This is a genomic window from Gemmatimonadaceae bacterium (assembly GCA_020851035.1).
In the GTDB taxonomy this organism is placed as follows: domain Bacteria; phylum Gemmatimonadota; class Gemmatimonadetes; order Gemmatimonadales; family Gemmatimonadaceae; genus JACMLX01.
Genome location: JADZDM010000027.1, coordinates 14,768 through 37,451, shown reverse-complemented (window position 1 = coordinate 37,451; position 22,684 = coordinate 14,768). Strand labels below are relative to the sequence as shown.

General features: G+C 70.2%; 26 protein-coding genes. 9 read left to right on the top strand and 17 right to left on the bottom strand.

From position 1 onward, the window contains the following. Nucleotides 1-40: 40 nt before the first annotated feature. Nucleotides 41-742: a PEP-CTERM sorting domain-containing protein gene (locus IT355_19110; GenBank protein ID MCC7055391.1), complete on the bottom strand. Its 702-nt coding sequence runs from the start codon at nucleotides 740-742 to the stop codon at nucleotides 41-43. A gap of 319 nt (nucleotides 743-1,061) precedes the next feature. On the opposite strand from IT355_19110, the gene hemB reads away from it, so the two are divergent. The 3 genes from hemB to IT355_19095 all read left to right on the top strand — a co-directional run bounded on the left by hemB (nucleotide 1,062) and on the right by IT355_19095 (nucleotide 3,411). Further along, the gene (gene hemB / locus IT355_19105; GenBank protein MCC7055390.1) at nucleotides 1,062-2,099 is read left to right on the top strand and encodes a porphobilinogen synthase; all 1,038 of its coding nucleotides are present in this window, start codon (nucleotides 1,062-1,064) and stop codon (nucleotides 2,097-2,099) included. Between the two features lie 85 nt (nucleotides 2,100-2,184). Beyond that, a complete protein-coding gene (locus IT355_19100) occupies nucleotides 2,185-2,733 on the top strand; it encodes an inorganic diphosphatase (GenBank protein MCC7055389.1) in 549 nt (182 codons plus the stop codon). A gap of 198 nt (nucleotides 2,734-2,931) precedes the next feature. Beyond that, nucleotides 2,932-3,411 (top strand): hypothetical protein, encoded by a 480-nt coding sequence (locus tag IT355_19095; GenBank protein ID MCC7055388.1) that lies wholly within the window; start codon nucleotides 2,932-2,934, stop codon nucleotides 3,409-3,411. Between the two features lie 138 nt (nucleotides 3,412-3,549). Here the strand turns inward: IT355_19095 and IT355_19090 are convergent, their stop codons facing one another. Genes IT355_19090 through IT355_19055 form a run of 8 tightly spaced genes read right to left on the bottom strand, consistent with a single transcriptional unit; the run spans nucleotide 3,550 to nucleotide 9,643 of the window. Continuing rightward, entirely contained in the window at nucleotides 3,550-4,218 is a 669-nt protein-coding gene (locus IT355_19090) for an aquaporin (protein MCC7055387.1), read from the bottom strand. Nucleotides 4,219-4,257: 39 nt separating this feature from the next. Continuing rightward, complete coding sequence (locus tag IT355_19085) at nucleotides 4,258-5,502, bottom strand: beta-ketoacyl-[acyl-carrier-protein] synthase family protein (protein ID MCC7055386.1); 1,245 nt, start codon at nucleotides 5,500-5,502, stop codon at nucleotides 4,258-4,260. A 28-nt stretch (nucleotides 5,503-5,530) separates the two neighbouring features. Beyond that, nucleotides 5,531-6,067, bottom strand: a complete 537-nt coding sequence (locus IT355_19080; GenBank protein ID MCC7055385.1) for an SRPBCC family protein — start codon at nucleotides 6,065-6,067, stop codon at nucleotides 5,531-5,533. Between the two features lie 40 nt (nucleotides 6,068-6,107). Next, on the bottom strand, nucleotides 6,108-6,809 hold the full coding sequence (locus IT355_19075) for a methyltransferase domain-containing protein (GenBank protein ID MCC7055384.1): 702 nt from the start codon (nucleotides 6,807-6,809) through the stop codon (nucleotides 6,108-6,110). Between the two features lie 9 nt (nucleotides 6,810-6,818). After that, a complete protein-coding gene (locus tag IT355_19070; protein MCC7055383.1) occupies nucleotides 6,819-7,295 on the bottom strand; it encodes a flavin reductase family protein in 477 nt (158 codons plus the stop codon). Nucleotides 7,296-7,299: 4 nt separating this feature from the next. Beyond that, nucleotides 7,300-8,562: an FAD-dependent monooxygenase gene (locus IT355_19065; protein MCC7055382.1), complete on the bottom strand. Its 1,263-nt coding sequence runs from the start codon at nucleotides 8,560-8,562 to the stop codon at nucleotides 7,300-7,302. Beyond that, nucleotides 8,559-9,365: a DUF92 domain-containing protein gene (locus IT355_19060; GenBank protein MCC7055381.1), complete on the bottom strand. Its 807-nt coding sequence runs from the start codon at nucleotides 9,363-9,365 to the stop codon at nucleotides 8,559-8,561. The genes IT355_19065 and IT355_19060 overlap by 4 nt, the downstream gene beginning before the upstream one ends. Further along, nucleotides 9,362-9,643 (bottom strand): zf-HC2 domain-containing protein, encoded by a 282-nt coding sequence (locus IT355_19055; protein MCC7055380.1) that lies wholly within the window; start codon nucleotides 9,641-9,643, stop codon nucleotides 9,362-9,364. The genes IT355_19060 and IT355_19055 overlap by 4 nt, the downstream gene beginning before the upstream one ends. A 280-nt stretch (nucleotides 9,644-9,923) precedes the next feature. On the opposite strand from IT355_19055, the gene IT355_19050 reads away from it, so the two are divergent. From IT355_19050 to IT355_19030, 5 genes are read left to right on the top strand one after another with little or no spacing between them, the layout of a single operon-like run. Next, the gene (locus IT355_19050) at nucleotides 9,924-10,529 is read left to right on the top strand and encodes a hypothetical protein (protein MCC7055379.1); all 606 of its coding nucleotides are present in this window, start codon (nucleotides 9,924-9,926) and stop codon (nucleotides 10,527-10,529) included. Between the two features lie 31 nt (nucleotides 10,530-10,560). Next, nucleotides 10,561-11,745: an aminopeptidase P family protein gene (locus tag IT355_19045; protein ID MCC7055378.1), complete on the top strand. Its 1,185-nt coding sequence runs from the start codon at nucleotides 10,561-10,563 to the stop codon at nucleotides 11,743-11,745. After that, nucleotides 11,746-12,657, top strand: a complete 912-nt coding sequence (locus tag IT355_19040) for a cation transporter (GenBank protein MCC7055377.1) — start codon at nucleotides 11,746-11,748, stop codon at nucleotides 12,655-12,657. After that, a complete protein-coding gene (locus tag IT355_19035; GenBank protein ID MCC7055376.1) occupies nucleotides 12,658-13,386 on the top strand; it encodes a DUF2490 domain-containing protein in 729 nt (242 codons plus the stop codon). 16 nt (nucleotides 13,387-13,402) lie between these two features. Next, nucleotides 13,403-14,242 carry a hypothetical protein gene (locus IT355_19030; protein MCC7055375.1) on the top strand — a complete coding sequence of 280 codons (840 nt, stop codon included), beginning with the start codon at nucleotides 13,403-13,405 and terminating at the stop codon, nucleotides 14,240-14,242. 1 nt (nucleotide 14,243) lies between these two features. Here IT355_19030 and IT355_19025 read toward each other — a convergent pair whose 3' ends face one another. Genes IT355_19025 through IT355_19010 form a run of 4 tightly spaced genes read right to left on the bottom strand, consistent with a single transcriptional unit; the run spans nucleotide 14,244 to nucleotide 17,316 of the window. Next, a complete protein-coding gene (locus IT355_19025; protein MCC7055374.1) occupies nucleotides 14,244-15,155 on the bottom strand; it encodes an alpha/beta fold hydrolase in 912 nt (303 codons plus the stop codon). A gap of 36 nt (nucleotides 15,156-15,191) precedes the next feature. Beyond that, entirely contained in the window at nucleotides 15,192-16,091 is a 900-nt protein-coding gene (locus IT355_19020; GenBank protein MCC7055373.1) for a protoheme IX farnesyltransferase, read from the bottom strand. Next, entirely contained in the window at nucleotides 16,088-17,062 is a 975-nt protein-coding gene (locus IT355_19015; protein MCC7055372.1) for a COX15/CtaA family protein, read from the bottom strand. The genes IT355_19020 and IT355_19015 overlap by 4 nt, the downstream gene beginning before the upstream one ends. Next, on the bottom strand, nucleotides 17,059-17,316 hold the full coding sequence (locus IT355_19010) for a hypothetical protein (protein ID MCC7055371.1): 258 nt from the start codon (nucleotides 17,314-17,316) through the stop codon (nucleotides 17,059-17,061). The genes IT355_19015 and IT355_19010 overlap by 4 nt, the downstream gene beginning before the upstream one ends. Before the next feature lie 148 nt (nucleotides 17,317-17,464). Here IT355_19010 and IT355_19005 point away from each other — a divergent pair, with 148 nt between their 5' ends. Next, complete coding sequence (locus IT355_19005) at nucleotides 17,465-18,814, top strand: amino acid permease (GenBank protein ID MCC7055370.1); 1,350 nt, start codon at nucleotides 17,465-17,467, stop codon at nucleotides 18,812-18,814. Nucleotides 18,815-19,181: 367 nt separating this feature from the next. On the opposite strand, the gene IT355_19000 is transcribed toward IT355_19005, so the two are convergent. From IT355_19000 to IT355_18985, 4 genes are all read right to left on the bottom strand, one after another. Further along, complete coding sequence (locus IT355_19000; GenBank protein MCC7055369.1) at nucleotides 19,182-19,472, bottom strand: MscL family protein; 291 nt, start codon at nucleotides 19,470-19,472, stop codon at nucleotides 19,182-19,184. A 392-nt stretch (nucleotides 19,473-19,864) separates the two neighbouring features. After that, the gene (locus IT355_18995; GenBank protein MCC7055368.1) at nucleotides 19,865-20,767 is read right to left on the bottom strand and encodes an MCE family protein; all 903 of its coding nucleotides are present in this window, start codon (nucleotides 20,765-20,767) and stop codon (nucleotides 19,865-19,867) included. Next, a complete protein-coding gene (locus tag IT355_18990) occupies nucleotides 20,764-21,609 on the bottom strand; it encodes an ABC transporter permease (protein ID MCC7055367.1) in 846 nt (281 codons plus the stop codon). The genes IT355_18995 and IT355_18990 overlap by 4 nt, the downstream gene beginning before the upstream one ends. Next, nucleotides 21,609-22,682: an LptF/LptG family permease gene (locus tag IT355_18985; GenBank protein ID MCC7055366.1), complete on the bottom strand. Its 1,074-nt coding sequence runs from the start codon at nucleotides 22,680-22,682 to the stop codon at nucleotides 21,609-21,611. The genes IT355_18990 and IT355_18985 overlap by 1 nt, the downstream gene beginning before the upstream one ends. Nucleotides 22,683-22,684: the final 2 nt, after the last annotated feature.

Genomic DNA, 22,684 nt, shown 5'->3' with positions numbered 1-22,684 from the left:
CACCGGTTGGTGTCCCCCCGCTCGCATAGCTCCGGAGAACTCAGGCCTTGCGGCGGCGGCGTGCGGCGACGCCCAGCATCCCGAGGCCGCTGAGCATCAGCGTCCAGGTGGCCGGCTCCGGCACGACGGTGCCGGCGGCGATGCCGATGTTCACGTCGTCGATCATCGGGCCGACATTGTCGTCGCTCGTCGTGCCGATGCCGACGGTGAAGCTGCCCGCATTCGCGGCAACGAACTGGATGGTCCAGAGCGAGAACGCTTCCGAGCTGCCGATGAGCCGGCCGACGCCGTATCCGCCCCCGACGAGCAGCGGTCCACCGGAGAACGCGGCGCCGCCGAGGTCCACCGCGTAGGACGCAAAGGTGGTGGACGACGAGAAGTTCAGCGTGAGGTTCAGCAGGTCATCGGCATAGCCGCGCTGGTTACCGCTGGCCATGAACGAGACACCCACGAGGTCGCCGGCGCTGAACGAGAAGGCGGTCTTGCTGATCAGGCTGCCGCTCGAGCTGGCGGTGCCGCTCAGGTCCACGCAGGCGCCGACGCCGCCGACGCAGGAGATGCCGAAGTCGCCGCTCTTCACGAGGTCCACGGCACCGACGACGTTCCACTGGCCGAAGGTGGCGTAGTTCAGGGCGGAGTTGCCGCCGTTCTCGGCGTCGAAGGTGTCGAGCAGGAGCGTCTGGGCGCCGGCCGTGGAGGTGGCGAGCATGGCCGCAGCGGCAAGACGAAGGGTACGCTTCATGGAAGGCTCAGAAAATGGGAGGCAGTCACAACGCCGGTATCTGGACCTCACCAGCGCACTAGCCGTGCCTGACGGGACGGGCAGGTACGGGAGATTGGCCGCTCCCAATCAGCGGACCCAGCCGGAGCGCAAGATCCTGCAGGGCATCGGGTTACCGGCCCCGGCGTTCGCCGCGGCGACGCCTGACGGCACCGTGCGCGGTGGGTGGGCGTGCGACAGGGTGTCGCTCGGCACCAACACTCTGCCGGGGCGGTGCGTCGGTGCCACACCAGCGGCGGGCCCGCTGGACGGTCCCCGATCGATGGGTATTCTCTGCGGTATGGCTTCCACACTCCCGACCCCGTCCCTGGGCAGTGCCGCTGCCCCTCCGGCTGGCGCGCTCTTCCCGGCAGTCCGGCTGCGCCGGCTCCGGAGCACCCCCGCGATGCGGGCTCTGGTGCGCGAGACGCACCTCCATCCGTCACAATTCATCCTCCCGCTCTTCGTGCGGCCGGGCGCCGGCATCCGCCAGCCGATCTCGTCGATGCCGGGGTGCGCCCAGACGTCGGTGGACGAGTGCGTGAAGGATGCGGTGGCAGCGGCGGCGGCGGGCGTCGGGGGGGTGATCCTGTTCGGGATCCCGGCCACGAAGGACGCCACGGGGTCGGGGGCCTGGGACGCCGATGGCCCGGTGGCCGAGGCGATCCGGGCAATCAAGGCGGCGGTGCCGGGGCTGCTGGTGATCACCGACGTCTGCATGTGCGAGTACACCGACCACGGGCACTGCGGGCTGCTGCATGGCGAGCAGGTGGACAATGACAGCACCCTGGAGCTGCTGGCGCGCGAGGCGGTGATGCATGCCGAGGCGGGGGCGGACATGGTGGCACCCAGCGACATGATGGACGGGCGGGTGGGCGCGATCCGTCAGGCGCTCGACGAACACGGGCATGCACACATCCCGATCATGTCGTATGCGGCGAAGTACTCGAGCGCCTTCTACGGACCGTTCCGGGAGGCGGCGGAGAGCACACCCGCCTTCGGAGACCGCCGCGCGTACCAGATGGATCCGGCCAACTCCGACGAGGCGATCCGGGAGGTGGCGCAGGACATGGCGGAGGGTGCCGACATCCTGATGGTGAAGCCCGCCGGTGCATACCTGGACATCATCCGGCGCGTGAAGGACGTGACGGGCATGCCGGTTGCTGCGTATCAGGTGAGCGGGGAGTACGCGATGCTCCACGCTGCGGCGGAGCGGGGCTGGCTGGACCTGGAACGTGCGATGCTGGAGAGCCTGATGGCGATCCGGCGGGCCGGGGCGGACATCATCCTGACGTACTTCGCCGTCGCGGCGGCGCGGGCGATCGCTGCCGGCCGCTGAGTCCGCCGTCGCCCTTCCGAGGTCTGCTATCCTGTTGGTGTGCCGCGGAAGGACCCGCGGCGCGCCCCTCACGAATTCCATGTAAATGTTCAATCCATGGCACGACCTTCCGCCCGGTGACAAGCCGCCCGAGCACGTCACGGCGGTGATCGAGATCCCGGCGAAGAGCCGGAACAAGTACGAGCTCGACAAGCAGAGCGGCCTGCTGAAGCTCGACCGCGTGCTCTACTCGGCGGTGCACTATCCCGGCGACTACGGGTTCATCCCACGCACGCTGCACGAGGACAACGACCCGCTCGACATCATGGTCCGGATCAACGAGCCCACGTTTCCGGGGTGCCAGATCGACGCGCGTCCGGTCGGCGTGCTGAAGATGCTCGACAAGGGCGAGCCCGACGACAAGGTGCTGGCCGTGCCGATGCACGACCCCATCCACGACGAGGTCCACGACCTGGAAGACCTGCCGAGCCACTTCCTGCGCGAGGTGGAGCACTTCTTCAAGATCTACAAGGACCTCGAGGGGAAGCGGGTGGAGATCATCGGCTGGTTCGACGCCGCGGAAGCGATGCGGATCATCACGCAGAGCATCGACCGCTACGACGCGAAGTACGGTGCGGGTTCGGCGGGTGCCTGAACCGGTGGGACTTTAATTGAAGAGCTCGCCAGCCCACGGAGGATGGCGAGCTCTTCTTTTTGTGCCCGTCACACGGTGTGACCCGTTGCCGCGGCACATGGTATGCTTGGGAGAAGACACGGGCCGGCGCCGTGGTGCGCCGCATCGCGAACCGTGCCCGTCGCTCGAGTGTACCGAACGCCGATCTGGAGATCTGACGTGATCAATCTTGCCCGAACTGCCACTGTCCTCGCCGCCGCCTTCCTGGCGGCGTGTGCCTCCGATGGAACGACCAACCCCGCCTCCTCTTCGCCGACGTTCGAGACACGGTTGTCTGCGGCCGCATCGGCGCCGACGGCGTCGCTGGCCGACTCCGTGCTGACGCTGAACTTGGCGGTCACGAATTCGCTGTCGGAGACGGTGTCCGGCGGGATCTGCGCCACGATGGTGCAGGCGCGTGCGGCGAGCGGCACGACCTGGACCGACGTCACCTCTTCCATCGCGTCCTGCCCGCAGTCGGCGGTCCTGCTGCCGCCGGGTGCCACAGTGAACTTCCGGGCCACGGCGGATCCTGCCAAGGTGCGGACGGTCGCGGGCGGGAGCACGGGCATTGTGGTGTTCCGGGTGCGACACACGCTCGCCGGCTCCACCGAGGCGTACACACTCCAGTCGAACGAAGTCACCTGGACGCTGAACTGACGGCGCTCCGCGCTGCTGGGGCGTGACACGGGAGCGGGGCGGCCTTCAGACACGAAGGCCGCCCCGCTCCTCGTTCATCCGTCAGGGCGGTGCGCCTGGGCGGCGGTCACGCCGTGGCGCCACGCACGCTGGCGCCAGTCACTCGGTGTCGAGCATGAGGTGGCGATACAGCAGTGCGGCGACCACGGCACCGACGATCGGCGCTGCGAGGTAGAGCGCCAGGCCCTCGAACACGCCGGTCGCGACCATCGGCCCGATCGTGCGGGCGGGATTCAGGCTTCCGCCCGTGAGCGGGCCGATGCCGAGGATGCACGCCGTGAGCGTGAGGCCGACGGCGAGGCCGCCGATCTTCGGACCCTTGCCGTCTACCGCAGTGCCCATGACGGCGGTCATCAGGAAGCCGGTCGCGATCGCCTCGAGGGCGAAGGCCTGGCCGGTGGTCACGTCCAGCGAGACCATCTGCCGCGTGCCGCGTGACGACTCCCAGAGCGCGGCCGGGAAGAGCCCCTTCAGCGAGAGGGCGGCGACGATGGCGCCGGTGAACTGTCCGGCGATGAAGGTGCCCGCCTCCATCGGCGTGATCCGCCCGGTGACGAGCAGTCCGATGGACACCGCGGGATTGAAGTTGCCGCTGATCTTCATCAGCGCGCTGACCATCACGAAGAGCACCAGCCCATGCGCGAGCGCCACCTCCACCAGGCCGGCGCCGGCATCGACATTGCGCGTCTGCATGATGGCGGCGCCGCCGATGAACGTGAGGGCAAAGGTGCCGAGGAACTCGGCGACGAACTCGCGGGCTGGCTTCATGGCGTCCTGATCGGTTGGAAGTCAGCCCAAGTTAGGGGGTCACGTCGCCTCGCGGAACACGAGGGAGGCGTTGATCCCGCCGAATCCGAACGAGTTCGACATGACGACGCGCGGGGACATGGCCACGCCGGCGGCTGGGAGGTGCCGGAGCTGGCAGGCGGCGTCCGTCTCGACGAGGTTCGCGGTGGGTGGCAGGTATCCGTCCTGCATCGCGAGCATGCAGATCACGGCCTCGATGGCACCGCTGGCGCCCAGGGCGTGGCCGTGGAATCCCTTGGTGCCGCTGACCCAGATGTCGTCGAGCGAATCACCGAAGACGGTGCGCATGGCCTCGACCTCGGTGGGGTCGTTGAGCGGCGTGGCGCTGGCGTGGGCGTTGACGTACTCCACGTCGGCGGGGGCGAGGTCGGCGCGGGAGAGCGCCTGGCGCATGGCCCGCGCGGCCTGGGCGCCGCCGGGCAGCGGTGCGGTCATGTGGTGCGCGTCGTTGGTGGTGCCGTAGCCGACGATCTCGGCGTAGATGCGGGCGCCGCGCGCGAGGGCACGGGAGCGCTCCTCGAGGATCAGCGCCGCGCCCCCCTCGCCCATCACGAAGCCATCGCGGCCGGCGTCGAAGGGACGGCTGGCCGCACCGGGATCCTCGTTGCGGGTGGACATCGCGCGGATGAGTGCGAAGGCGCCGAAGCAGAGCGGCGCCAGCGGGGCCTCCGCGCCGCCGCCGATCATCACGTCGGCGTAGCCGTCACGCACCTGGCGGTACGCCTCGCCGATCGCCATCGCACCCGACGCGCAGCTCATCGCGTTGGTGCAGTTGGGGCCCTGCACCCCGGTCTCGATCGCGATGTTGCAGCTCGACGCCCCGCCGAAGACGGCCAGCGCGAGCGTGGCGTCCACCGCACGCAGGCCGCCGGTGAGGTAGCGCCCGAGCTGCTCCTCGGCATAGCCGACGCCGGCCAGGGCGGTGCCCATCATGACACCGACGTTCTCGCGCGATTCCCGCGCCATGTCGATGCCGGCGTCCGCGAGCGCCATGTTGGCGGCGGTCACGCTGAACTGGCCGAAGCGATCCAGCCGCTTCACGCGCTTCGAGTCGAGGTGGTCTTCCGGGACGAAGTCGTTGACCTGGGCCGCGATGTGCGTGCGGAAAGGGCTGGGGTCGAACCGGGTGAGCATGCCCACCGCCGACTTGCCGGTGCGGAGGGAGGCGCGGAGCGAATCGAGCCCGATGCCGATCGGGGTGATCGCGCCAATGCCGGTGATGACGACGCGACGGGGAGAGGACATCGGGGGGGCGGTGTGGGAAGGAAGCGGATCAGGTGCGCTGCTCGGCCGCGCGTGCGAGGCCGGCGAGGGTGCGTGAGGCGATGCCATGGATGAACACCGGGCCGATCACCGCCATGGCGGCGACGCGGCCGACCAGCGGCCACCAGGGGCCGTCCCAGGCGTGCACGATGCGCACATGCGTGACGGCATCGTCGCGGCGCACGAACTGCCACTCGACCTCCATGCCGGTCGTGATGCCCTGGACGTGCCGGAACCGGATGTTCGGCACCGTCTCGTCCACGCTCATCTCGGAGAGCCACCAGGTGGGCCAGTCGAGTGGTCCGCCGAAGGGCCGGTTCGCGCTCATCTCCACCAGGCCGCCGCCATCGCGTGATCGCTGGCGGAAGGTCACGAACCGGTAGTGCGGGAGGTGGTCCGGCCAGGCCAGCACGTCCTTCGCGACGGCGAAGATCACGTCCCGCGGCGCCTGCACGGTCTGCTCGTCCACGATGATCATGTGGCGCTGCAGCGGCATGGGGCCGAGGCGATAGGGCGAGCGGAGCCGGTCCGTCGTGGGAGAGGTCATGGGCGTGCGTGGATGTGATGCGGGGCCGGCGCGCGCGACGTCACGCGGCGTGTCCGGGGTGCCAGTCTGCGGTCACGCGCCAGCCGAGATGCGTGTGCACGTCGGCCGTGGCACCGGTGGCCTGCCGAATCGCGCTCCGGAGTTCCTCAGGTGCGAAGCCTCGCAGCACACTGACAACCCCGTCGTGACGGCTGACCGGATGAAACCCGAGCGGAAAGCTGCTGGCCCAGAGTCCCGCCGCCGCGATCCAGCTCCGGCGCAGGTCACTGACGAGCACGGCGTGGCGTGCCACGCGATTCAACTCGGCAAGGACGGAATGTACGTCGTGGTGCGGGAAATGATGGATCACCTGCGCCGCGATCACGAGATCGGCGGCAGCCGTCGCGAGCGGCAGCGCAAAGATCGAGCCGCAGATGAAGTGACTGCCGCGCTGCCGCACGGCGGGCGCGAGCGCGACCGCAGTGTCGACGGCAACCGGGCGCGGCCGGCGCCCCCCGTCGCGGAGCACGGCGCAGACGGCGTCGAGGATGTCGCCGCTGCCGGCGCCGACGTCCACCACCAGCGGGGAGGCGGGGAGGCGGTGCTCGATCGCGCGCACACGGGCGACGACGGCGCGCGTGCCGCCGAAGAGCGCATTGGCGCGGGTGATGTCGCGATGCGAGCGCATCACGAGGTCGGGTGATACGCCGGGCTCGTCGAGCACCTCGTGGCCCATGCGCCGGGCGGGCGTCAGCAGGCCCACGCGCGCCGGTCAGCGGGTGAGTGAGGCATACCCACCGCGGTAGTAGAGCAGCGGCTGCAGGTCGCGCGCCATGCCGGCATCCACGCGGCCGACCAGGATCGAGTGGTCGCCGTGCGCGATGCAGTCGACCACGGTGCACTCGACGGCGGCGAGCGTGTCGTCGAGCAGCACCACCCCGTCGCTGCCGCGCGTGAAGCCCACGCCCTCGAACCGGTCCCCATCGCGGCTCGCGAAGCGGCGTGAGAGCGCCTCCTGTGACGACGACAGGATGTTCACGGCGAGCACGCGGGCATCGCGGAAGGCAGGCCACACCGAGGCGGTGTGGTCGATGCAGACCAGCACCAGCGGCGGATCCAGCGACAGCGACGAGAACGCACTCACGGTCATGCCGTGGTCGCGTCCCTCGGCGTCGATGGTGGTGACGATGGTGACGCCGCTGGCGAACCGGCCCAGCACGGCGCGGTAGAGATCCTTGTCGATCGGCATGAGGTCAGGTGGCGCGACGCGGCAGGCGCCAGCGTCGCGGGTCGAGGAAGTGCAGCAGGAATGCGGGGCTGAGCACGGCCCGCGCCGGCACGAAGTCCCCGGTGACGCCGACGAGCAGGTCGGCGAGGTCGCGGCGCGCGCCGAGCACGCGCGCCGCATGGTTCATGAGCATCGGCGACGACACGGCGGCGCCGATCACGCGCTCGACGACCCATTTCTGGCGGAACTCCGCCGTGCGCGCCGCATCGTACGCCTGCAGGGCGCGGAACGCGGCAGCGGGTGTTGGCGCGGCGGCCGCGTCGGCGGCGTACCCACCGAGCAGTTCACCACCGCGCAGCGCGGCATAGATCCCCTCGCCGGTGAAGGGATCGAAGAAATCCACCGCGTCGCCCACCAGCGCCACTCCGGCGGCGGCACCACGCCTGGCGTGCGAGGCGAACGGTCCGGTCACCTGCACCGGGCCGGTCCGCGTGGCACCCTCGAAGCGGGGCGCGAGTTGCGGATGGCGCGCCAGCCAGCGTGCCATGAAGCCGGCCGCGTCACCGGCGGCCTCGCGGGCGAGGCGGCGGGGGACGACGATCGCCACGTTCGTCTCGCCGTGGCCCACGTCGGCCAGGCCTACGTAGCCATCGCGCTCGACGTGCATCTCGCCCTGTGCGCCGATGCCGCGCACCTGCCGCCAGTGCGCCACGAACGCCACGCGGCGCGGCCACGGCAGGCGCGCCTCCAGGCCCATGCGACGCGCCACGATGCTGCGCAACCCGTCGGCCCCGATCACCAGTGGCGCATTCAGCGCGCGTACGGTGCCGTCCACGCGCACGCGCACACCCGACACGGTGCCGCCGTCGGTCAGCAGCGACTCCACCGAGGCATGCTCCATCAGCCGCGCGCCGGCGCGGATGGCGGCCTGCTGGAGGATGGGATCGAGGCGGCGCCGTCGCAGCGCGAGGCCGCGGTCACGGAAGCCGGTGAAGCCGTGCTGCGCGGCGAACTCGCCGTGAATCACGCCGCCATCGGGGCTGCGCACGCGCATGCCGGTGAGCTGGGCGGCGCCTGCCGCCTCCACCTCGCCGAGCACGCCCATCGCATCCAGGATCCGTGATCCCTGCGGGCTGAGGTACTCGGCGCACGGCTTGTCGCGCGGGAAGGTGGCCTTGTCGAGCATCAGCACGTCGATTCCCTGCGACGCCAGCGCCCACGCCGCGGCCGCGCCGGCGGGACCGGCGCCGACCACGATGGCCTGCGCGTGCTGCGGGCCGCGCGTCACGCCGCGCCTCGGGTCATGAGGTGATGCAGTTCGAATGCGATGCCGGCGCCGATGCAGGTGGCGGCGAAGTTCACGCCGTCGTTGTCCAGCCAGCGCACACCGCCGGCCCACTCGGTAGGCGTACCGTCATCGTCGCGCAGGCGTTCCGTGAGGCGTCCGGTGCCTGGCGAGCGCCGCCGTTGCTGCAACGTGGCGCCGATGACCGAGTCGGCCATCGCGCCCGCCGCTCCGCCCGCTGCGGCCGCGATGACCACGCGCCCCGGCCAGCCCAGTGCCCACGCCAGTGTCGCGAGGGTGATCGCGCCTGCGGCGGTGGCGATCAGTCCCTGTGCGGTCACGCCCCCCGACATCCCGGGCTCGAGCGGCGCGCCGGTGAGGATCGAGCGTGGCGGCGCGCCGGCGAGCATGCCGATCTCGGTGCCCCAGGTGTCGGCGGTGGCCGCTGCCACGGCACCGAGTGCGATCGCGGCGATGGCGTCGGTGCCGCGGCCCGATGCGGCCGCTGCCGCACCGAGCGCGAAGACAGCGCCATTCGCGAGCACCTGCATCGCGTCACGCGCACCGGCCTTGCCGATGACGGCGGCACTGCGCTGCCGCTTGCGCTCGCGGCCCACACGGCCAAGCAGCACGCTGCTGACGAAGAAGGCCAGCAGGATGCACATCCAGTCCAGGCCGGCCAGTGCGCTGGTGCTGCCGATGAGTGCGGCGGTCACGGCGCCGCCGGCGGTGAGTGTCCCCGCCCGCCACACGATTGCAGCCACCACCGGTCCGAGCGCGGCTGAGACCAGTGGCGGCAGCGTCACGCCGGCGCGTTCTCGGTGGTGTGCGCGTGCAGGAGTCGCTCCACCCGCTCGCGCAGGCCGGGCGGCGCCGCATCCAGGCGTGCCGCCGCGCGCACGACGTGGTGCAGCGTGGCATCGGCGGTGAAGTGTGCACGACAGCCGGCACACGACGAGAGATGCCCGTCGATGTCCCGGAGCTCCGCTGGCGTGAGCTCACCGTCGCAGGCCGCGAAGACCTGGCGACGGGTGGTCGCGCAGTCGTGGCCAGCGGCATCCTGCGGCGCGGGGCGTGTCAGCATGCGGGGAGACAGGCGGACTGCTGGACTGCGGAGCCGGGAACAGGGGAGTGGGGCATGCGCCTGAACACCGGTGTCTGGGAAGGGGGAACCGCTCGACAATATACGGAAGCCGTGACACGCCGTCCCGGTTCCTGCGCTGCGTCAGTCCGTCGCTTGTTCGCTTTCACGCTTCGGTATAGCTTCGGTCCGATCCGGTGCCGCTGCGGCAGGGACGTGCCTCGCTGTGAGGCGTTCCGCTGCCCACGCGTCACACCGGGCGCTCCCCCCATCATCCCTGCCGATGTCCGCGACCGTCGATGCCCGCCTGCCTCTGAGCCTGCTGGAAGCAGTGCGCGTGGTGGACACCCCGGAGGGCGACGTCGAGGCCGAGTACATCGAGGAGCTGCGGACGAAGCGGCTTGGCCTGACCGACACCGTGTATGCGCAGATCAAGCGCTATGGCGAGGCCGTGCGCCGCAACGAGCGCACCGTGCGGGACGAGGCGGCGGCGCTGGCACGGTTGATCGGGCGCCGCACGGACGCCCACCGGGTCTTCGACTCCGCCGGTACGCTGCTGGCGCACGAGGCGGTCGACACCGTCTCGCGGGTCCGCCGCACGGCGATCCGCCGGCTGCCCGGGGTGCTGGCGCGTCCCATTGCGCTGACCACGGTCCGGCGCCTCGCGAAGCGCTACCTGGATGCGCGCGTGGAGCGGATCGGGGCATCGGTGATCCTCGCCGTCAGCGACCCGGTGACGATCGAGGGGTCGGCGATCGCCGGCTTCGCGTTCTACGCGTCGGCCTTCGCCGCCATGCTCGAGGCGCTGACCGGCGCGCCGGCGGTGGTGACCCGCATCGACGGCACCGGGCGCGGGCAGCAGTGGAAGGCCACGTGGGGACGCGGCTGACGGCCTGCCCGGTGGCGAATAGCTTGCGGGGATGCGAGAACCACATCGGCTGAGCGAGATCCAGGCGGCGTTGCGCGCAGCGCGCCTCGACGGCTGGCTGCTCTACGAGTTCAAGGGCTGCAACCCGATCGCGTCGGGGCTGCTGGGTTTCGAGGGGCTGTCGTCGCGCCGGGCGGTGGCGTGGCTCCCGGCCGAGGGCACGCCGGTGGCGCTGATGCACGCCATCGAGCTCGACTCGTGGCGGAAATGGCCGGCCACGTGGGAGCGCCGGATCTACCAGTCGTGGCAGTCGCTCGAGGGAGAGATCCGCGCACTGGTGCAGGGGAAGCGCGTCGCGATGGAGTACTCGCCGGGTGACGCGGTGCCGTACCTCGATCGCGTGCCGGGCGGCGTGCTGGACCTCGTGCGCGCCTGCGGGGCCACGGTCGAGACCTCGGCGGAGCTGGTGACGCGGTTCTACGCGCTGCTCACCGAGGCGCAGCTCGCCGCGCACTGTCGCGCCGCCGAGGCGCTGGCCGTGATCGGCCCTGCGGCTCTGCAGCGCGCCGCCACTGCTGCCCGCGCCGGCACGCCGCTCACCGAGTACGCCGTGCAGCAGTGGATCATGGGCGAGTTCGCGTCGCGTGGCCTGGTGACCACCCATCCGTGCAACGTGAGCGTGGGCGCCAATGCGGCGAACCCGCACTACGAGCCGCACGCCGATGGCAGCGCGCTGGTCACGATGGACTCCGTGCTGCTGATCGACCTCTGGGCCGGCGAACCGGGCCAGCCGTACGCCGACCAGACGTGGATGGCCACCATCGGCACACCGGCGGATCCCGACGTGCTGCCGGTGTGGGAGGCGATCCGCGACGCGCGCGACGCGGCGATCCGGGTGGTGCGCGATGGCTTCGCGGCTGGCCTGACGGTGCGTGGCGCGGACGTGGACGATGCGGCACGCGCGGTGATCACGGCCCGCGGCTTCGGTGCCGCGTTCACGCACCGCACGGGCCACTCGATCGACGTGCGCGACCTGCATGGCTCGGGCCCGCACATGGATGGCTTCGAGACCCGCGAGGAGCGCCACCTGCTGCCGGGCGTGCTGTTCTCGGTGGAGCCGGGCGTGTATCTCGCCGGGCGCTTCGGCATGCGCACGGAGGTGAACGTGGCCGTGACGCTGGCCGGTACCGTGCTCGTCACGCCGGACACGATGCAGGCCGACCTGTTCCGCCTCTAGATGTCGGCACTCGCAGGCGCGCGCGAGGCGGGGGTGGCAGTGAATGCCGCGCGCCTTGGCATGGTCGTGAACGTCGGGCTGACGGTGGTGAAGCTGGTGGGCGGACTGGTGGGCCACTCGTATGCACTCGTGGCCGACGCGGCGGAGAGCGGCTTCGACCTGTTCGGGTCCCTGGCGGTGTGGACCGGCGTGCGGATCGCGGACCGCGATGCCACCGACGAGTTCCCGTTCGGCTTCGGGAAGGCCGAGGCGCTGGCAGGTGCCACCGTGGCGGTGCTGCTGCTGATCGCGAGCGTGGGGATCGGCGTGGCCTCGGTGCACGAGATCCGCACGCCGCACCATGCGCCGGCACCGTGGACGCTGGGCGTGCTGGCGAGCGTGATCGTGATCAAGGAACTGGTGGCGAAGCGCGTGCAGCGCATCGCGCGGGAGCAGGGCAGCGCGGCGCTCGCCGCCGATGCCCAGCACCATCGCAGCGACGTGCTCACCTCGCTGGCCGCGTTCGTGGGCATCAGCATCGCGCTCATCGGCGGCCCCGGGTGGGAGAGCGCCGACGACTGGGCGGCACTGATCGCCGCCTGCATCATCGCCTGGAACGGCGTGCAGCTGATGCAGGACGCGGTGGCCGACCTGATGGACCAGGCGGCTGACCCGCCGGTGATCGCGGCGGTCCGCGCCGCCGCGCAGGGCGTGGACGACGTGCGCGCCGTGGAGAAGCTGGCCGTGCGCCGCGCGGGCCGCGGCTTCTGGGTGGACATCCACGTGCAGGCCGACCCGCGGATGTCGCTGGAGTCGGCGCACATCGTGAGCGGCAAGGTGAAGGGCGCCATCCGCGCGGCGAACCGGCAGGTGCTCGGTGTGCTCGTGCACATGGAGCCGCACGAGGCACCTTCCAGCAACGTGACCGACTGAATGACGAACCTGCGGACGACCTGCGCGGTGACGACATGCCTGCTGCTGGCCGCACTGCCCCTAAGGGGACAGCAGGTGGCGGACTTCGTGCTCTGGGGCGGGCTGTTCGGCGATCATCGCTTCGGCGCGCGGTCGTCTCTGTACTGGGATTACCACCCGCGGCGGGCGGATGGCGGCCGTGTGTGGCAGCTCAACCTCGGTGCGCTGGGCTACACCCGTGACCTCTCGAAGCAGTGGCGTGCGATGGCGGGACTCGGTGTGTCGCACGGGTATCGCTACGGCGAGTTCCCCGCGCGCACGAACACCTTCGAGCTGCGTCCGCTGGTGCAGTTGATGGGCACGCGCCGGGTGGGTGCATGGACGTGGAGCGATCGCTCGCGGGCGGAGTTCCGGGTGATCCGTGCGACCGGTGACCTGGCCCCCGAGGGTGCCGACTGGAACCCGACCGTGGTGCGGCTGAGGCGGCAGGACCGCCTCCTGCACAACCTCACGCAGGATGGGCGGTGGTATGGCGCGTTCTCGCAGGAGTTCCTCGTGAACGTGCATCCGGCGCGCGCTCGGGTGGCGATGCTCGAGCAGACGCGCACACAGGTGGTGGTGGGCCACGCGCTGACGCCCACCAACCGCGTGGAGCTCGGCTACGGACTGCAGCGGCTGAACCGCACCGGCGGCTTCGAGATGAACCACGGGCTGCTGCTGTATTACCGCACCACGACACCCTTCAGGTGACCCGGATGACGAGGCCGTGAGCAGGCGGTGGGTGGTGGGGCTCCTGGCGGTGGCGGTCGCAGGCACCGGCGCATTCGTGTTCTGGCCCGCGACGGACGGCGACGTGGTGGCGCCACCACGGGCGGTGCCGGCCGCGCAGTCGGCGGCGGCGCGTGCGTTGCGGCTGCCGCGCCTGCGCCCGTCCCCCTCACGCCTGCGCACGCCGGCCGACCAGCCCGTGCAACTCGAGGTGCGCGTGGTGGTGGCGGGCACCCTGCCGGCCGACACGATGGTGAATGCCGGTGCAATCGAGCCGGCCTGCGGCGCGGCATTCGTGGACACGGCGGTCACGCGGCGGGGAAGTGCGGTGCAGGATGCGCTGGTGTGGGTGGAGGGTCCGGCGCCGGTGCTGATCGGCGCTGCGCCCGCCGAGCATCGTCCCACGGTGCGGCTGGAGGCCTGTCGCCTGCAGCCACGCATGCAGGTGGCGGCGGCGGGCAGCATGCTCCAGCTCGTGATGCGTGATTCACTCGCCGAGTCACTGGTGGTGGTGCCGTCGGTCATGGCGCTGCCGGTGGACACCGTTCGCTTCCTGATGGATGGCCAGCTGGTGCCGGTGCGGCAGGTGGCGGACAGCACCGGCGTGGTGGCTATCTATGCCGCGCACCTGCCGTGGGCGCGTGCGTTCGTGGCCGTCACACCGACGGCGTCGGGGGCGGTGAGCGACAGCACCGGCACGGCGCGCTTCACCCTCGACGCGCGCGGCGCACGCACCACCATCCGCGCCTGGCATCCGTCGCTGGGCGTGGTCTCGGCGAAGGTGAAGCTCGGCGCTGGTGGGTCGACGCAGGTGGTCACGCTCACCTTCCGGCGCTGACTCAGCCGGCCGGCGCGGTGATGAAATCCACGATGCGCTGCACCACGCCCGCATCGCGCAGGATGCGCAGGTGGCCGCACCCGTCCGGGGCCAGCCAGCGCACGGCACCGGGCCAGTCTGCCGCCAGCCCCTCCGACTCGATCACGGGCACCTGCTCGTCGTCGGCGGCGTGCACCACCAGCAGCGGCGCACCGCCGGCCGCCAGCGCCTGGGCGCCGAGATGCACCGTGTCCATCGCCGCCCACGAGAACTGCCAGCGCGACTCGAGCTGTGCGAGCATGGCGCGGTGCACCGCCTCGCTGCCGCGATGCCGGTTCAGGAAGCGCCGGAGCGGCCGGTCCACGTTGTTCGGGGCGCCGATGCTGACGGCGCGTGGCAGCGGGCGCTGGTCCGCCGCGGCGCGTTCCGCGATCGCTGCCAGCACCGCGAGGCCGCCGAGCGAGTGGCCGACGAGCGCGCGCGGCGCGCCGGCGGCATCCAGCACGCGCAGCAGGGCGTTGCGGTAGGCAGGAAGCGAGGCGCGGTCACCGTCCGAGGCGCCATGCGCCGGCGCATCGAGCACGACCACGCGGTGCTGCGCCGCGAGCAGCGCGGCCGCCACCGGTCCCCACTGCGTGCCGCGTCCGCCCCAGCCATGCACGCAGGCAACCAGCGGCCAGTCCGGCTGTCCCCAGGACCACCAGGCGATGCGTCCCTCGCTGCCGACGGCATCGTGGTGGACGGCGCCGGGGGGCATGTGCTTCGGCATCGCCGCGCGTTCGACGGGATCCGTGATGCGACGCGTGATCGCCGGCGGCGTGGTGAAGCGCCGGACGGCCTCGGTGGCGGCGGCGTGCACGTCGGCGATGTCGGTGAGTGGCCCGAGGTCGGGCGGGAGCGGTGCGGGGGGGCGCAGGTCTGGCGGCAGCGGCATGGTGAAAGCTACCGCCTCCCGGTGGCCACCGGCCGGTCAGGCGGCGAGCTGTCGATCCACCACCATCGCCACGAACAGCAGGGCGAGGTAGAGCAGCGAGTAGCCGTACACCCACCACGCCGGCTTCACCCAGTCCTTCGCGCGCATCATGCGCACCACGCCGCCGAGCAGCAGCGCGCCGAACACCGCGGCGCTGGCGCCGTAGATCCACCCGAACGCCCCATAGGTCACCGGGAGGAGCGTGACGACGAGCAGAACGATCGTGTACCAGAACATCTGCCGCATCGTCTCCCGCTCACCCCAGACCAGCGGTGCCATGGGGACGCTGGCATTGCCGTAGTCCTTCTGCTTGTTGAGCGCGAGCGCCCAGAAGTGCGGCGGCGTCCAGTAGAAGACGATGAGGAACAGGTAGACGGCGGTGAGGTCGATGCGGCCGGTGACGGCGGCCCAGCCCACCAGCGGCGGGAAGGCGCCGGCGGCCCCGCCGATCACGATGTTCTGCGGCGTGGAGCGCTTGAGCCAGCGGGTGTAGATGAACACGTAGAAGTAGAACCCGCCGAGTGCGAGCGCGGCGGTGAGCACGTTCACGTAGAACGCCAGCAGCCAGGTGGCGGTGGCCGAGAGGGCAATGCCGAACGAGAGCACGGCCAGCGGTGTCATGCGGCCGCTGGGGATGGGGCGACGGCGGGTGCGCGTCATCACGTTGTCGATGTCGCGGTCGAGGTACATGTTGACCGCATTGGCCCCGCCGGCCATCAGGTAGCCCCCGAGCATCACGATGCCGAGGAGCCAGATGTCGGGGCGGCCGGCGATGTACATCGGGGCGGCAGTGGTGACGAGCAGGAGCGAGATGATGGTCGGCTTGGTGAGCATGACCAGGTCGCGCCAGAGCGGGCGCACCGTCACCACGTCGGACGTGAGGGCCGGCGTGGTCATGCGGCGGCGCCGGCCATCTGCGGGGCGCGCGGGCGCACGGTGGCGCCCACCGGTGCCCCATGCCCGGGTGGGTGCTGTGCCTGGCGCGCCGCATACGTGAGCGTGAGCGTGCTCACCCAGAGCAGCACGCCGGTGGCCTGGTGCAGCGATCGGATCACGATCGGGAAGCCGTCGAGCACCATCACGGCGCCGAGCACGATCTGGAGCACCACGACCACGGCGGCCACGCCGGCCAGCAGCGTGATGGTGCGATGCTCGCGCCGGCGCATGATCGAGACCGACATGAACACGACGTGGAAGGCCGTGAGGTAGGCGAGCACGCGGTGCGTGAGCTGGATGTGCTGGCCGCCACCGCCGAGCGAGTCGGGGCCGCAGAGCGGGAAGCCGGTGCAGGCCACGGCCGCCCCGGTCCACTTGGCCACCATGCCGCCCATCATCACCGTGAGCAGTGCCAGTACGGCGGCGATGGTGGAGGCGCGCACGGTCTTCGACGAGACGAGGCGCTCCGACGCAGCCCAGAGCGACGGCATGCCGCCGGCGCGGATCCAGGCCGCACTGAGCGTCGCGAGCAGCGACATCGCGACAGCCTTGTGCGCCAGCGTGGCCCACCACTCGTTGCGGTAGTTCACCGTCACCGCGCCGAGGGTGGCGGCCACGATCACGATCGCGAAGGCCCCCGCTGCCGCGCGCAGCACGCCGCCGCGCCCACCCACGCCCGCGCTGGTGCGGCGGAGGAAGGCGAACAGCAGGAACACCGCCACCACGGTGGACAGGGTGGCGGCGAAGTAGCGGTGCATCACCTCGATGACGAGGTCGGGCCGGTCGAACGGCGGGAACCAGTAGCCGTAGCACTTCGGCCAATGGTCACCGCAGCCCATGCCGGAGCCGGAGATGCGCACGAAGCCGCCGAAGATCACGTGGCCGAGGGCGGCCAGCAGCGAGACACCGGCCAGGCGTCGAAGCAGCGTCATGGCGTGACCTCGGCCGCAGCCGGGAAGGCCTGGCGGAACTGGTGTTCGCCGATGGCGCGCCAGGTGGCGACGAGCAGGAACACCAGGGCGATGGCGGGGAGCACCACCCAGACCACCTCCACGGCGCGGCGGGTGGGGGGCAGGGTGTGCGAGTGCTGGACGGCGGCGCCGGCGGCGAATGCGGAGCGCAGGATGTAGCGGTGCGCGATCACGCAGAGGACGACTGCCACCCAGAAGATCGTCGTAGCGATCATTCGGAGACCGGGGTTACGGGCGAGAGAGACGGTTACCGCGACTGAACGCGCACCGCAGCGCGGAAAGTTCGCCGGTCCCGCGGGGGATCGGTAGGCGGTTACGTCGCGCGCGTTGCGCCGGCGGGAGCCGGGGCGTAGGCTGGCGGGGATGAGCGCCCCTCCCGCCCCCACCCTCCGCCGGCAACTTGGCCTGTGGAGCGCCGTCGCCGTGCTGGTTGGCTCCACGATCGGGTCCGGGATCTTCCGGTCACCGGCCGGGATCGCCCAGAAGCTGCCGGGGCCGTTGCCGCTGATGGCGGTCTGGGTGGCCGGTGGCATCGTGGCCCTCTGCGGCGCGCTGACGCTGGCCGAGATCGCGGGGGTCTACCCGAAAACGGGGGGGCTCTACGTCTACATCCGAGAGGGGTGGGGCCGGCTCCCCGCCTTCCTGTTCGGGTGGTCGGAGTTCGTGGTGATCCGCGCCGCCTCACTGGGGGCGATCTCGACGACGTTCGCCGAGTACACGCTGCGGGTGATGGGGTACGACCCGGCGGTGGCGCCGTATTCCGACTATGCGCACTACCTCGCGGCGGTCGCGATCGCGCTGACGTCGGTCTTCAACATCCTGGGTGTGCGCTGGGGCAGCCTGGTGCAGAACCTGACCACCCTGGCCAAGTACGGCGGCCTGGCGTTCATCATCATGATGGCGTTCGCGATCGGGCTGCCGAAGACCGGCGGGCACTTCACGCCGGCGATGCCACCCGGCTCGTTCGCGATGGGGGCGTTCGGGCTGGCGCTGGTGAGTGCGCTGTGGGCGTTCGATGGCTGGGCGGACCTGAGCTTCGTGGGTGGCGAGGTGAAGGACCCGCAGAAGACGCTGCCGAAGGCGCTGATCATCGGCACGCTGGCGGTGGTGGTGATCTACCTGCTGGCGAACCTGGCATACCTGTCGGTGTTCACGGTGGACCAGATCGCGAACTCTCGGCTGGTGGCCGCGGATGCTGCGCAGCTGCTGGTGGGTGACTGGGGGGTGACGTTCGTGGCGATCACGGTGATGCTGTCGACGTTCGGCACGCTGAACGGCACGCTGCTGACGGCGCCGCGCATCTTCTTCGCGATGGCGGATGACGGGTTGTTCTTCCGCGGGCTGGCGAAGGTGCACCCGAAGTACGAGACGCCGTACGTGGCGATCATCACCTGCGCGCTGCTGGGCATCGTGTTCGTGCTGATGCGGAGCTTCGAGCAGCTGGCGGATGCATTCGTGACGGCGATCGTGCCGTTCTATGCGCTGGGGGTGGCGAGCGTGTACGTGATGCGGCAGAAGCCGGGGTACAACCCGCCGTTCCGGACGCCGGGGTATCCCGTGGTGCCGGCGCTGTTCGTGGCGTCGAGCCTGTTCCTGCTGGGGAACGCGTTGTGGGACGAGAGCAGCCGGTGGGCGACGCTGGGGGTGTTCGGCGCGATCCTGGTGGGGATTCCGGTCTACTACGTGGTGTTCAACAAGCGGGCGTCGGCGTGATGGGGTTCACGGGGACGACGTTCAAGGGGACGGAGATCTTGAACGCGCGTTCAAGGGGACGGGGATCTTGAACCTCGGGGGCTCGGTGTGATGCGGGAGATCGCGGTTCCCACGGAGTCACGGAGACCACGGAGGCCACGGAGGAGAGCAACGGCGTTGTTGAGGAACTGCTCGAGCGAGGCAGCGGCCGGATCCGCGCGAGCAGTTCCTCCAAGCAGTTCCTCCGTGTGCTCCGTGGTCTCCGTGACTCCGTGGGAACCGCGATCTCCCGCATCACACCGCGGCAACGTCACCGAACACCATCACCGGAACGCACAACGGGCGACCCATCGGGTCGCCCGTTCGCACAGCGGACCTGCGTGTCCGATCACTTCTTGGTGACGGAGTCTTCCTTGAGGAGCTTCTTGGAGGCCCAGAACACGAAGTACGCGACGATGATGAAATTGATCAGTGCGCCGATCACCTGACCGATCATGAACGGTCCGATCTGGGCCGTCTGCCAGGAGGTGCCGAGCGGCTTGAGCGCATAGCCGATGATCGGCATCAGCAACCCGTCGACGATCGACGTGACGAGCTCGCCCGCCTTGCCGCCGATGATCACGCCGAGGGCGAGACCGATGACACCGTACTCCTTGAGGAACGCCTTGAATTCACCCACGTGATACCTCGCGCTGTTGAGAGTCACCTGTCAGAGCGGAACGCGTGTAACTCAAGCGTAACCGGAGATCCACGCCATCGGTGGCTAGGTTTCATCTCGTTTCTGATTGCGGCAGTCTAATGTTCCAGTCGGATAACGGAAGTAGATAAGTCCGCTTTCTCGCAAACTGGCTTGGCGTGCCATTGTCGAGTCCGGCACCGATTCCGGCACCGATTCCGGAAACGGACTCAGGCGGAGGTACTTCTCACTGCAGGCTGCGACCGCGTAGCGGAAGCCGCCGCCATTCCGTGCCGGCGGCCTGCTGCGGCCGTGCCGTGCTGATCTGTGCAGTCTCGCGCGGCGCGGGCCGAGGCGTTCCGCACCGATCGGTCCGCCAGGCGCCCCGCCGCCGGCTAGAAGACCGAGAACTTGATGTACTTCCGCGGGTCGCGCTTGAAGTCGGCCGTGACGCTGTCGAGGCGTGTCACGAGGCGCCGGACGTCGTTGTAGAGCAGGGAATCGGTGAGCAGCTTGCCGGCCGTGCCCTCGCCGCGCTCCAGGCGCGCCATGGTGGCGTTCAGCGACTGCATCGTGTGCCGCAGCGAGTCGGTGATGGCGGCCACGTTGGCGGTCGCGCGGCCCGCGTTGCGGGTCAGGCTGTCGACCCGCATCGAGTCGAGCGCGCTGGTGGTGCGCTCGAGCGCCCGCAGCGAGCGGTTCACGCTGCTCATCGCGATCGCGAGCTGCGCGTTCTGCGCGATGATCACGCCGTTGAGCTGCTTCGTGAGCGCACTGGTGCTGCGCAGGATCTCACGGATGTCCTGCACGCCGCCGCTATCGGCGAGCTGCTGCCGCAGCGGCAGCGTGATGCCGCGGATGTCCTTCGCGATCGAGTCGCCGGTGGCGATCACCTCGTCGGTGGTCGCGCCGGCCTTGCTCACGATCAGGCTGTCGCCCTCGGGCGTCATCTCGGTGACGCCGATGACCGGCTCGATCGCGATGGCGCGGTCGCCGAAGAAGCCGACCGGGATCGACGAGGCCACGCTGCCCTTCGGCACGTGGAAGTTCTTGTTCATGCGCAGCGTGACGCGCACGGTGCCCTTCGGGTCGTACTCCACGTCGGCGACGGAACCGGCGGTGACACCGGCGAGCATCACCGGCTGGCCGGGCTTGAGGCCGGCGCCCCACGGGAAGCGGGCGAAGAGGGGATAGCCCTGGTTCAGGCTGCCGCGCACGAGCCAGATCGACCCGAAAATGGCGATGGCGCCGCCGAGGAGCAGCAGCAGGCCGACGAGGATTTCGTTGGAGCGCTTCATGCCTGGATGAATGGTGCGAGGAGCGCCGCGATGATGGCGTCGTACACGAGGATGGCGACGGAGGTGATCACGACCGCCTTGGCGGTGGAGCGGCCGACGCCCTCGGCGCCGGACCCGCTGACATACCCTTCATAGGTGCAGACCAGCGCGATGGCCGCGCCGAACCCGACCGACTTGATGACGCTGTACCAGACCTGGAACGGGATGAACGCCAGCTGCAGGCCGGCCTTGAAGTCGAGCGGCGTGACGTCGGTGGCCATGATCAGCGTGATGAAGGCGCTGATGATCGCCATGAAGTTCGCGATCAGCACCAGCACCGGCACCATCACCAGGGCGGCCAGCAGGCGCGGCACCGCGAGGAACGCCACGGGGTCGAAGGCCAGCGTCTCGAGCGCGTCGATCTGCTCCGTCACGCGCATCGTCCCGATCTCGGCCGTCATCTTCGCGCCGACGCGGCCGGCGAGCACGAGCGCCGTGAGCAGGGGCCCGAGCTCGAGCACGATGCTCTGGCGCACGATCAGGCCGATGACGCTGAGCTGCACGCCGGGAAAGAGCTGGTAGCGGGTCTGGAAGGCCGACACCGCGCCGAGGAACGAGGCGACGATCACCACCAGCGGCAGCGAGTCCACGCCGATGCTGCGCATCTGCTTGATGACTTCCGGTGCCCAGGTGCCGACCTCCGCGAACCCGCGCCCGATGTCCCCCATGAACTGCGCGAACCGGCCCGTGTGCGCGAGCTGCGCGACCGTCAGCCGCCCCAGCGCCCGCAGGCCGCGGACCGGCAGGATGTCGACGGCCTCGGTGACCGTCTTCACCGGGGTGGGCACATGTGCGCTGCCCATCAGGTGCGCACGCGCCAGAGCAGCACCGCACCCACCACGCCGAAGATCAGGCTGGGGACCCACGCCGCCAGGTCAGGCGAGATGATCCCCTTGCCGCCGAAGCCGCGCATCAGGTTCACGAGAACGAGGAAGATGACCGTCGTCAGGAGGCTGACGCCGATGCCCCACGCGGCACCTCCACGCTGCGTGCTCGTGGCTAGGGGGGCGGCGAAGAGCAGGATGATCACGCAGGTGACCGGAATGGCGAGCTTGAGCATGCGCTCGACCTTCAGCGGATTCACATCCGAGCCCGATCGCTGCAATGCACGAATGTAGCGCCCGAGCTCCTGCCAGCCCATGTCCGCCGGCGCCTTCGTCGCCGCATTGAGCTCGAGCGGGCGCTCGGTGAACGACCGGTCGAGCAGCGAATCGTAGGTGAAGACGATGTCCACGGTGGCGTTCGGTACGATGTGCAGGTTGCCGCGCACCATCATCCAGTGGCTGTTCTTCCGGTAGAACGCCTGCTCGGCCAGCGCGTACATCGTCGGCATGGCCGGGCCGCGGCCGAGGCGCTCGACCTCGAGGTTCTCGATCATGTTCCGCGACGCGTGGAGCGCACCGACCTTGTAGGTGCGGCCCTCGCCGGTGGCGAAGGCGAAGTTGTAGCGCTCGCCGGTGTCCTTGAACTTCTGCTCCTGCAGCAGGTTGAGCTTCTTCTGGTTGAGCGGCGGGATGATCACGTTCAGCGAGAACCCGATGCACATCGCGAACACGGCACCGAGCGTGAGCGGCCGGATGAAGCGATGGAACGAGATGCCGCTGGCCTTGGCCGCGGTGATCTCGGAGTACCGCGTGAAGGAGCTGACCGTGAACACCGTCGCGAACAGCACGGCCGCCGGCAGCACCTGGAACATCGTCTCCGGCACACCATACAGGTAGCTGACGGCGATGTCGCGGGCGGGGATCTGGCGCTGCAGGTAGGTGTCGAGCTTCTCGGTGAGGTCCACGATCACGATCATGACCGGGAAGCCGAAGGTCGTGATCAGGAAGATCCGCAGCCATTCCTTCAGGACGTAACGATCGAGTGCGCGCATGA

What these genes read in the sequence shown, in the direction of transcription:
- IT355_19110 (MCC7055391.1), bottom strand. Translation starts at nt 742, where the DNA reads ATGAAGCGTACCCTTCGTCTTGCCGCTGCGGCCATGCTCGCCACCTCC.
- hemB (MCC7055390.1), top strand. Translation starts at nt 1,062, where the DNA reads ATGGCTTCCACACTCCCGACCCCGTCCCTGGGCAGTGCCGCTGCCCCT.
- IT355_19100 (MCC7055389.1), top strand. Translation starts at nt 2,185, where the DNA reads ATGTTCAATCCATGGCACGACCTTCCGCCCGGTGACAAGCCGCCCGAG.
- IT355_19090 (MCC7055387.1), bottom strand. Translation starts at nt 4,218, where the DNA reads ATGAAGCCAGCCCGCGAGTTCGTCGCCGAGTTCCTCGGCACCTTTGCC.
- IT355_19085 (MCC7055386.1), bottom strand. Translation starts at nt 5,502, where the DNA reads ATGTCCTCTCCCCGTCGCGTCGTCATCACCGGCATTGGCGCGATCACC.
- IT355_19080 (MCC7055385.1), bottom strand. Translation starts at nt 6,067, where the DNA reads ATGACCTCTCCCACGACGGACCGGCTCCGCTCGCCCTATCGCCTCGGC.
- IT355_19070 (MCC7055383.1), bottom strand. Translation starts at nt 7,295, where the DNA reads ATGCCGATCGACAAGGATCTCTACCGCGCCGTGCTGGGCCGGTTCGCC.
- IT355_19055 (MCC7055380.1), bottom strand. Translation starts at nt 9,643, where the DNA reads ATGCTGACACGCCCCGCGCCGCAGGATGCCGCTGGCCACGACTGCGCG.
- IT355_19050 (MCC7055379.1), top strand. Translation starts at nt 9,924, where the DNA reads ATGTCCGCGACCGTCGATGCCCGCCTGCCTCTGAGCCTGCTGGAAGCA.
- IT355_19045 (MCC7055378.1), top strand. Translation starts at nt 10,561, where the DNA reads ATGCGAGAACCACATCGGCTGAGCGAGATCCAGGCGGCGTTGCGCGCA.
- IT355_19040 (MCC7055377.1), top strand. Translation starts at nt 11,746, where the DNA reads ATGTCGGCACTCGCAGGCGCGCGCGAGGCGGGGGTGGCAGTGAATGCC.
- IT355_19035 (MCC7055376.1), top strand. Translation starts at nt 12,658, where the DNA reads ATGACGAACCTGCGGACGACCTGCGCGGTGACGACATGCCTGCTGCTG.
- IT355_19025 (MCC7055374.1), bottom strand. Translation starts at nt 15,155, where the DNA reads ATGCCGCTGCCGCCAGACCTGCGCCCCCCCGCACCGCTCCCGCCCGAC.
- IT355_19020 (MCC7055373.1), bottom strand. Translation starts at nt 16,091, where the DNA reads ATGACCACGCCGGCCCTCACGTCCGACGTGGTGACGGTGCGCCCGCTC.
- IT355_19015 (MCC7055372.1), bottom strand. Translation starts at nt 17,062, where the DNA reads ATGACGCTGCTTCGACGCCTGGCCGGTGTCTCGCTGCTGGCCGCCCTC.
- IT355_19010 (MCC7055371.1), bottom strand. Translation starts at nt 17,316, where the DNA reads ATGATCGCTACGACGATCTTCTGGGTGGCAGTCGTCCTCTGCGTGATC.
- IT355_19005 (MCC7055370.1), top strand. Translation starts at nt 17,465, where the DNA reads ATGAGCGCCCCTCCCGCCCCCACCCTCCGCCGGCAACTTGGCCTGTGG.
- IT355_18995 (MCC7055368.1), bottom strand. Translation starts at nt 20,767, where the DNA reads ATGAAGCGCTCCAACGAAATCCTCGTCGGCCTGCTGCTGCTCCTCGGC.
- IT355_18990 (MCC7055367.1), bottom strand. Translation starts at nt 21,609, where the DNA reads ATGGGCAGCGCACATGTGCCCACCCCGGTGAAGACGGTCACCGAGGCC.
- IT355_18985 (MCC7055366.1), bottom strand. Translation starts at nt 22,682, where the DNA reads ATGCGCGCACTCGATCGTTACGTCCTGAAGGAATGGCTGCGGATCTTC.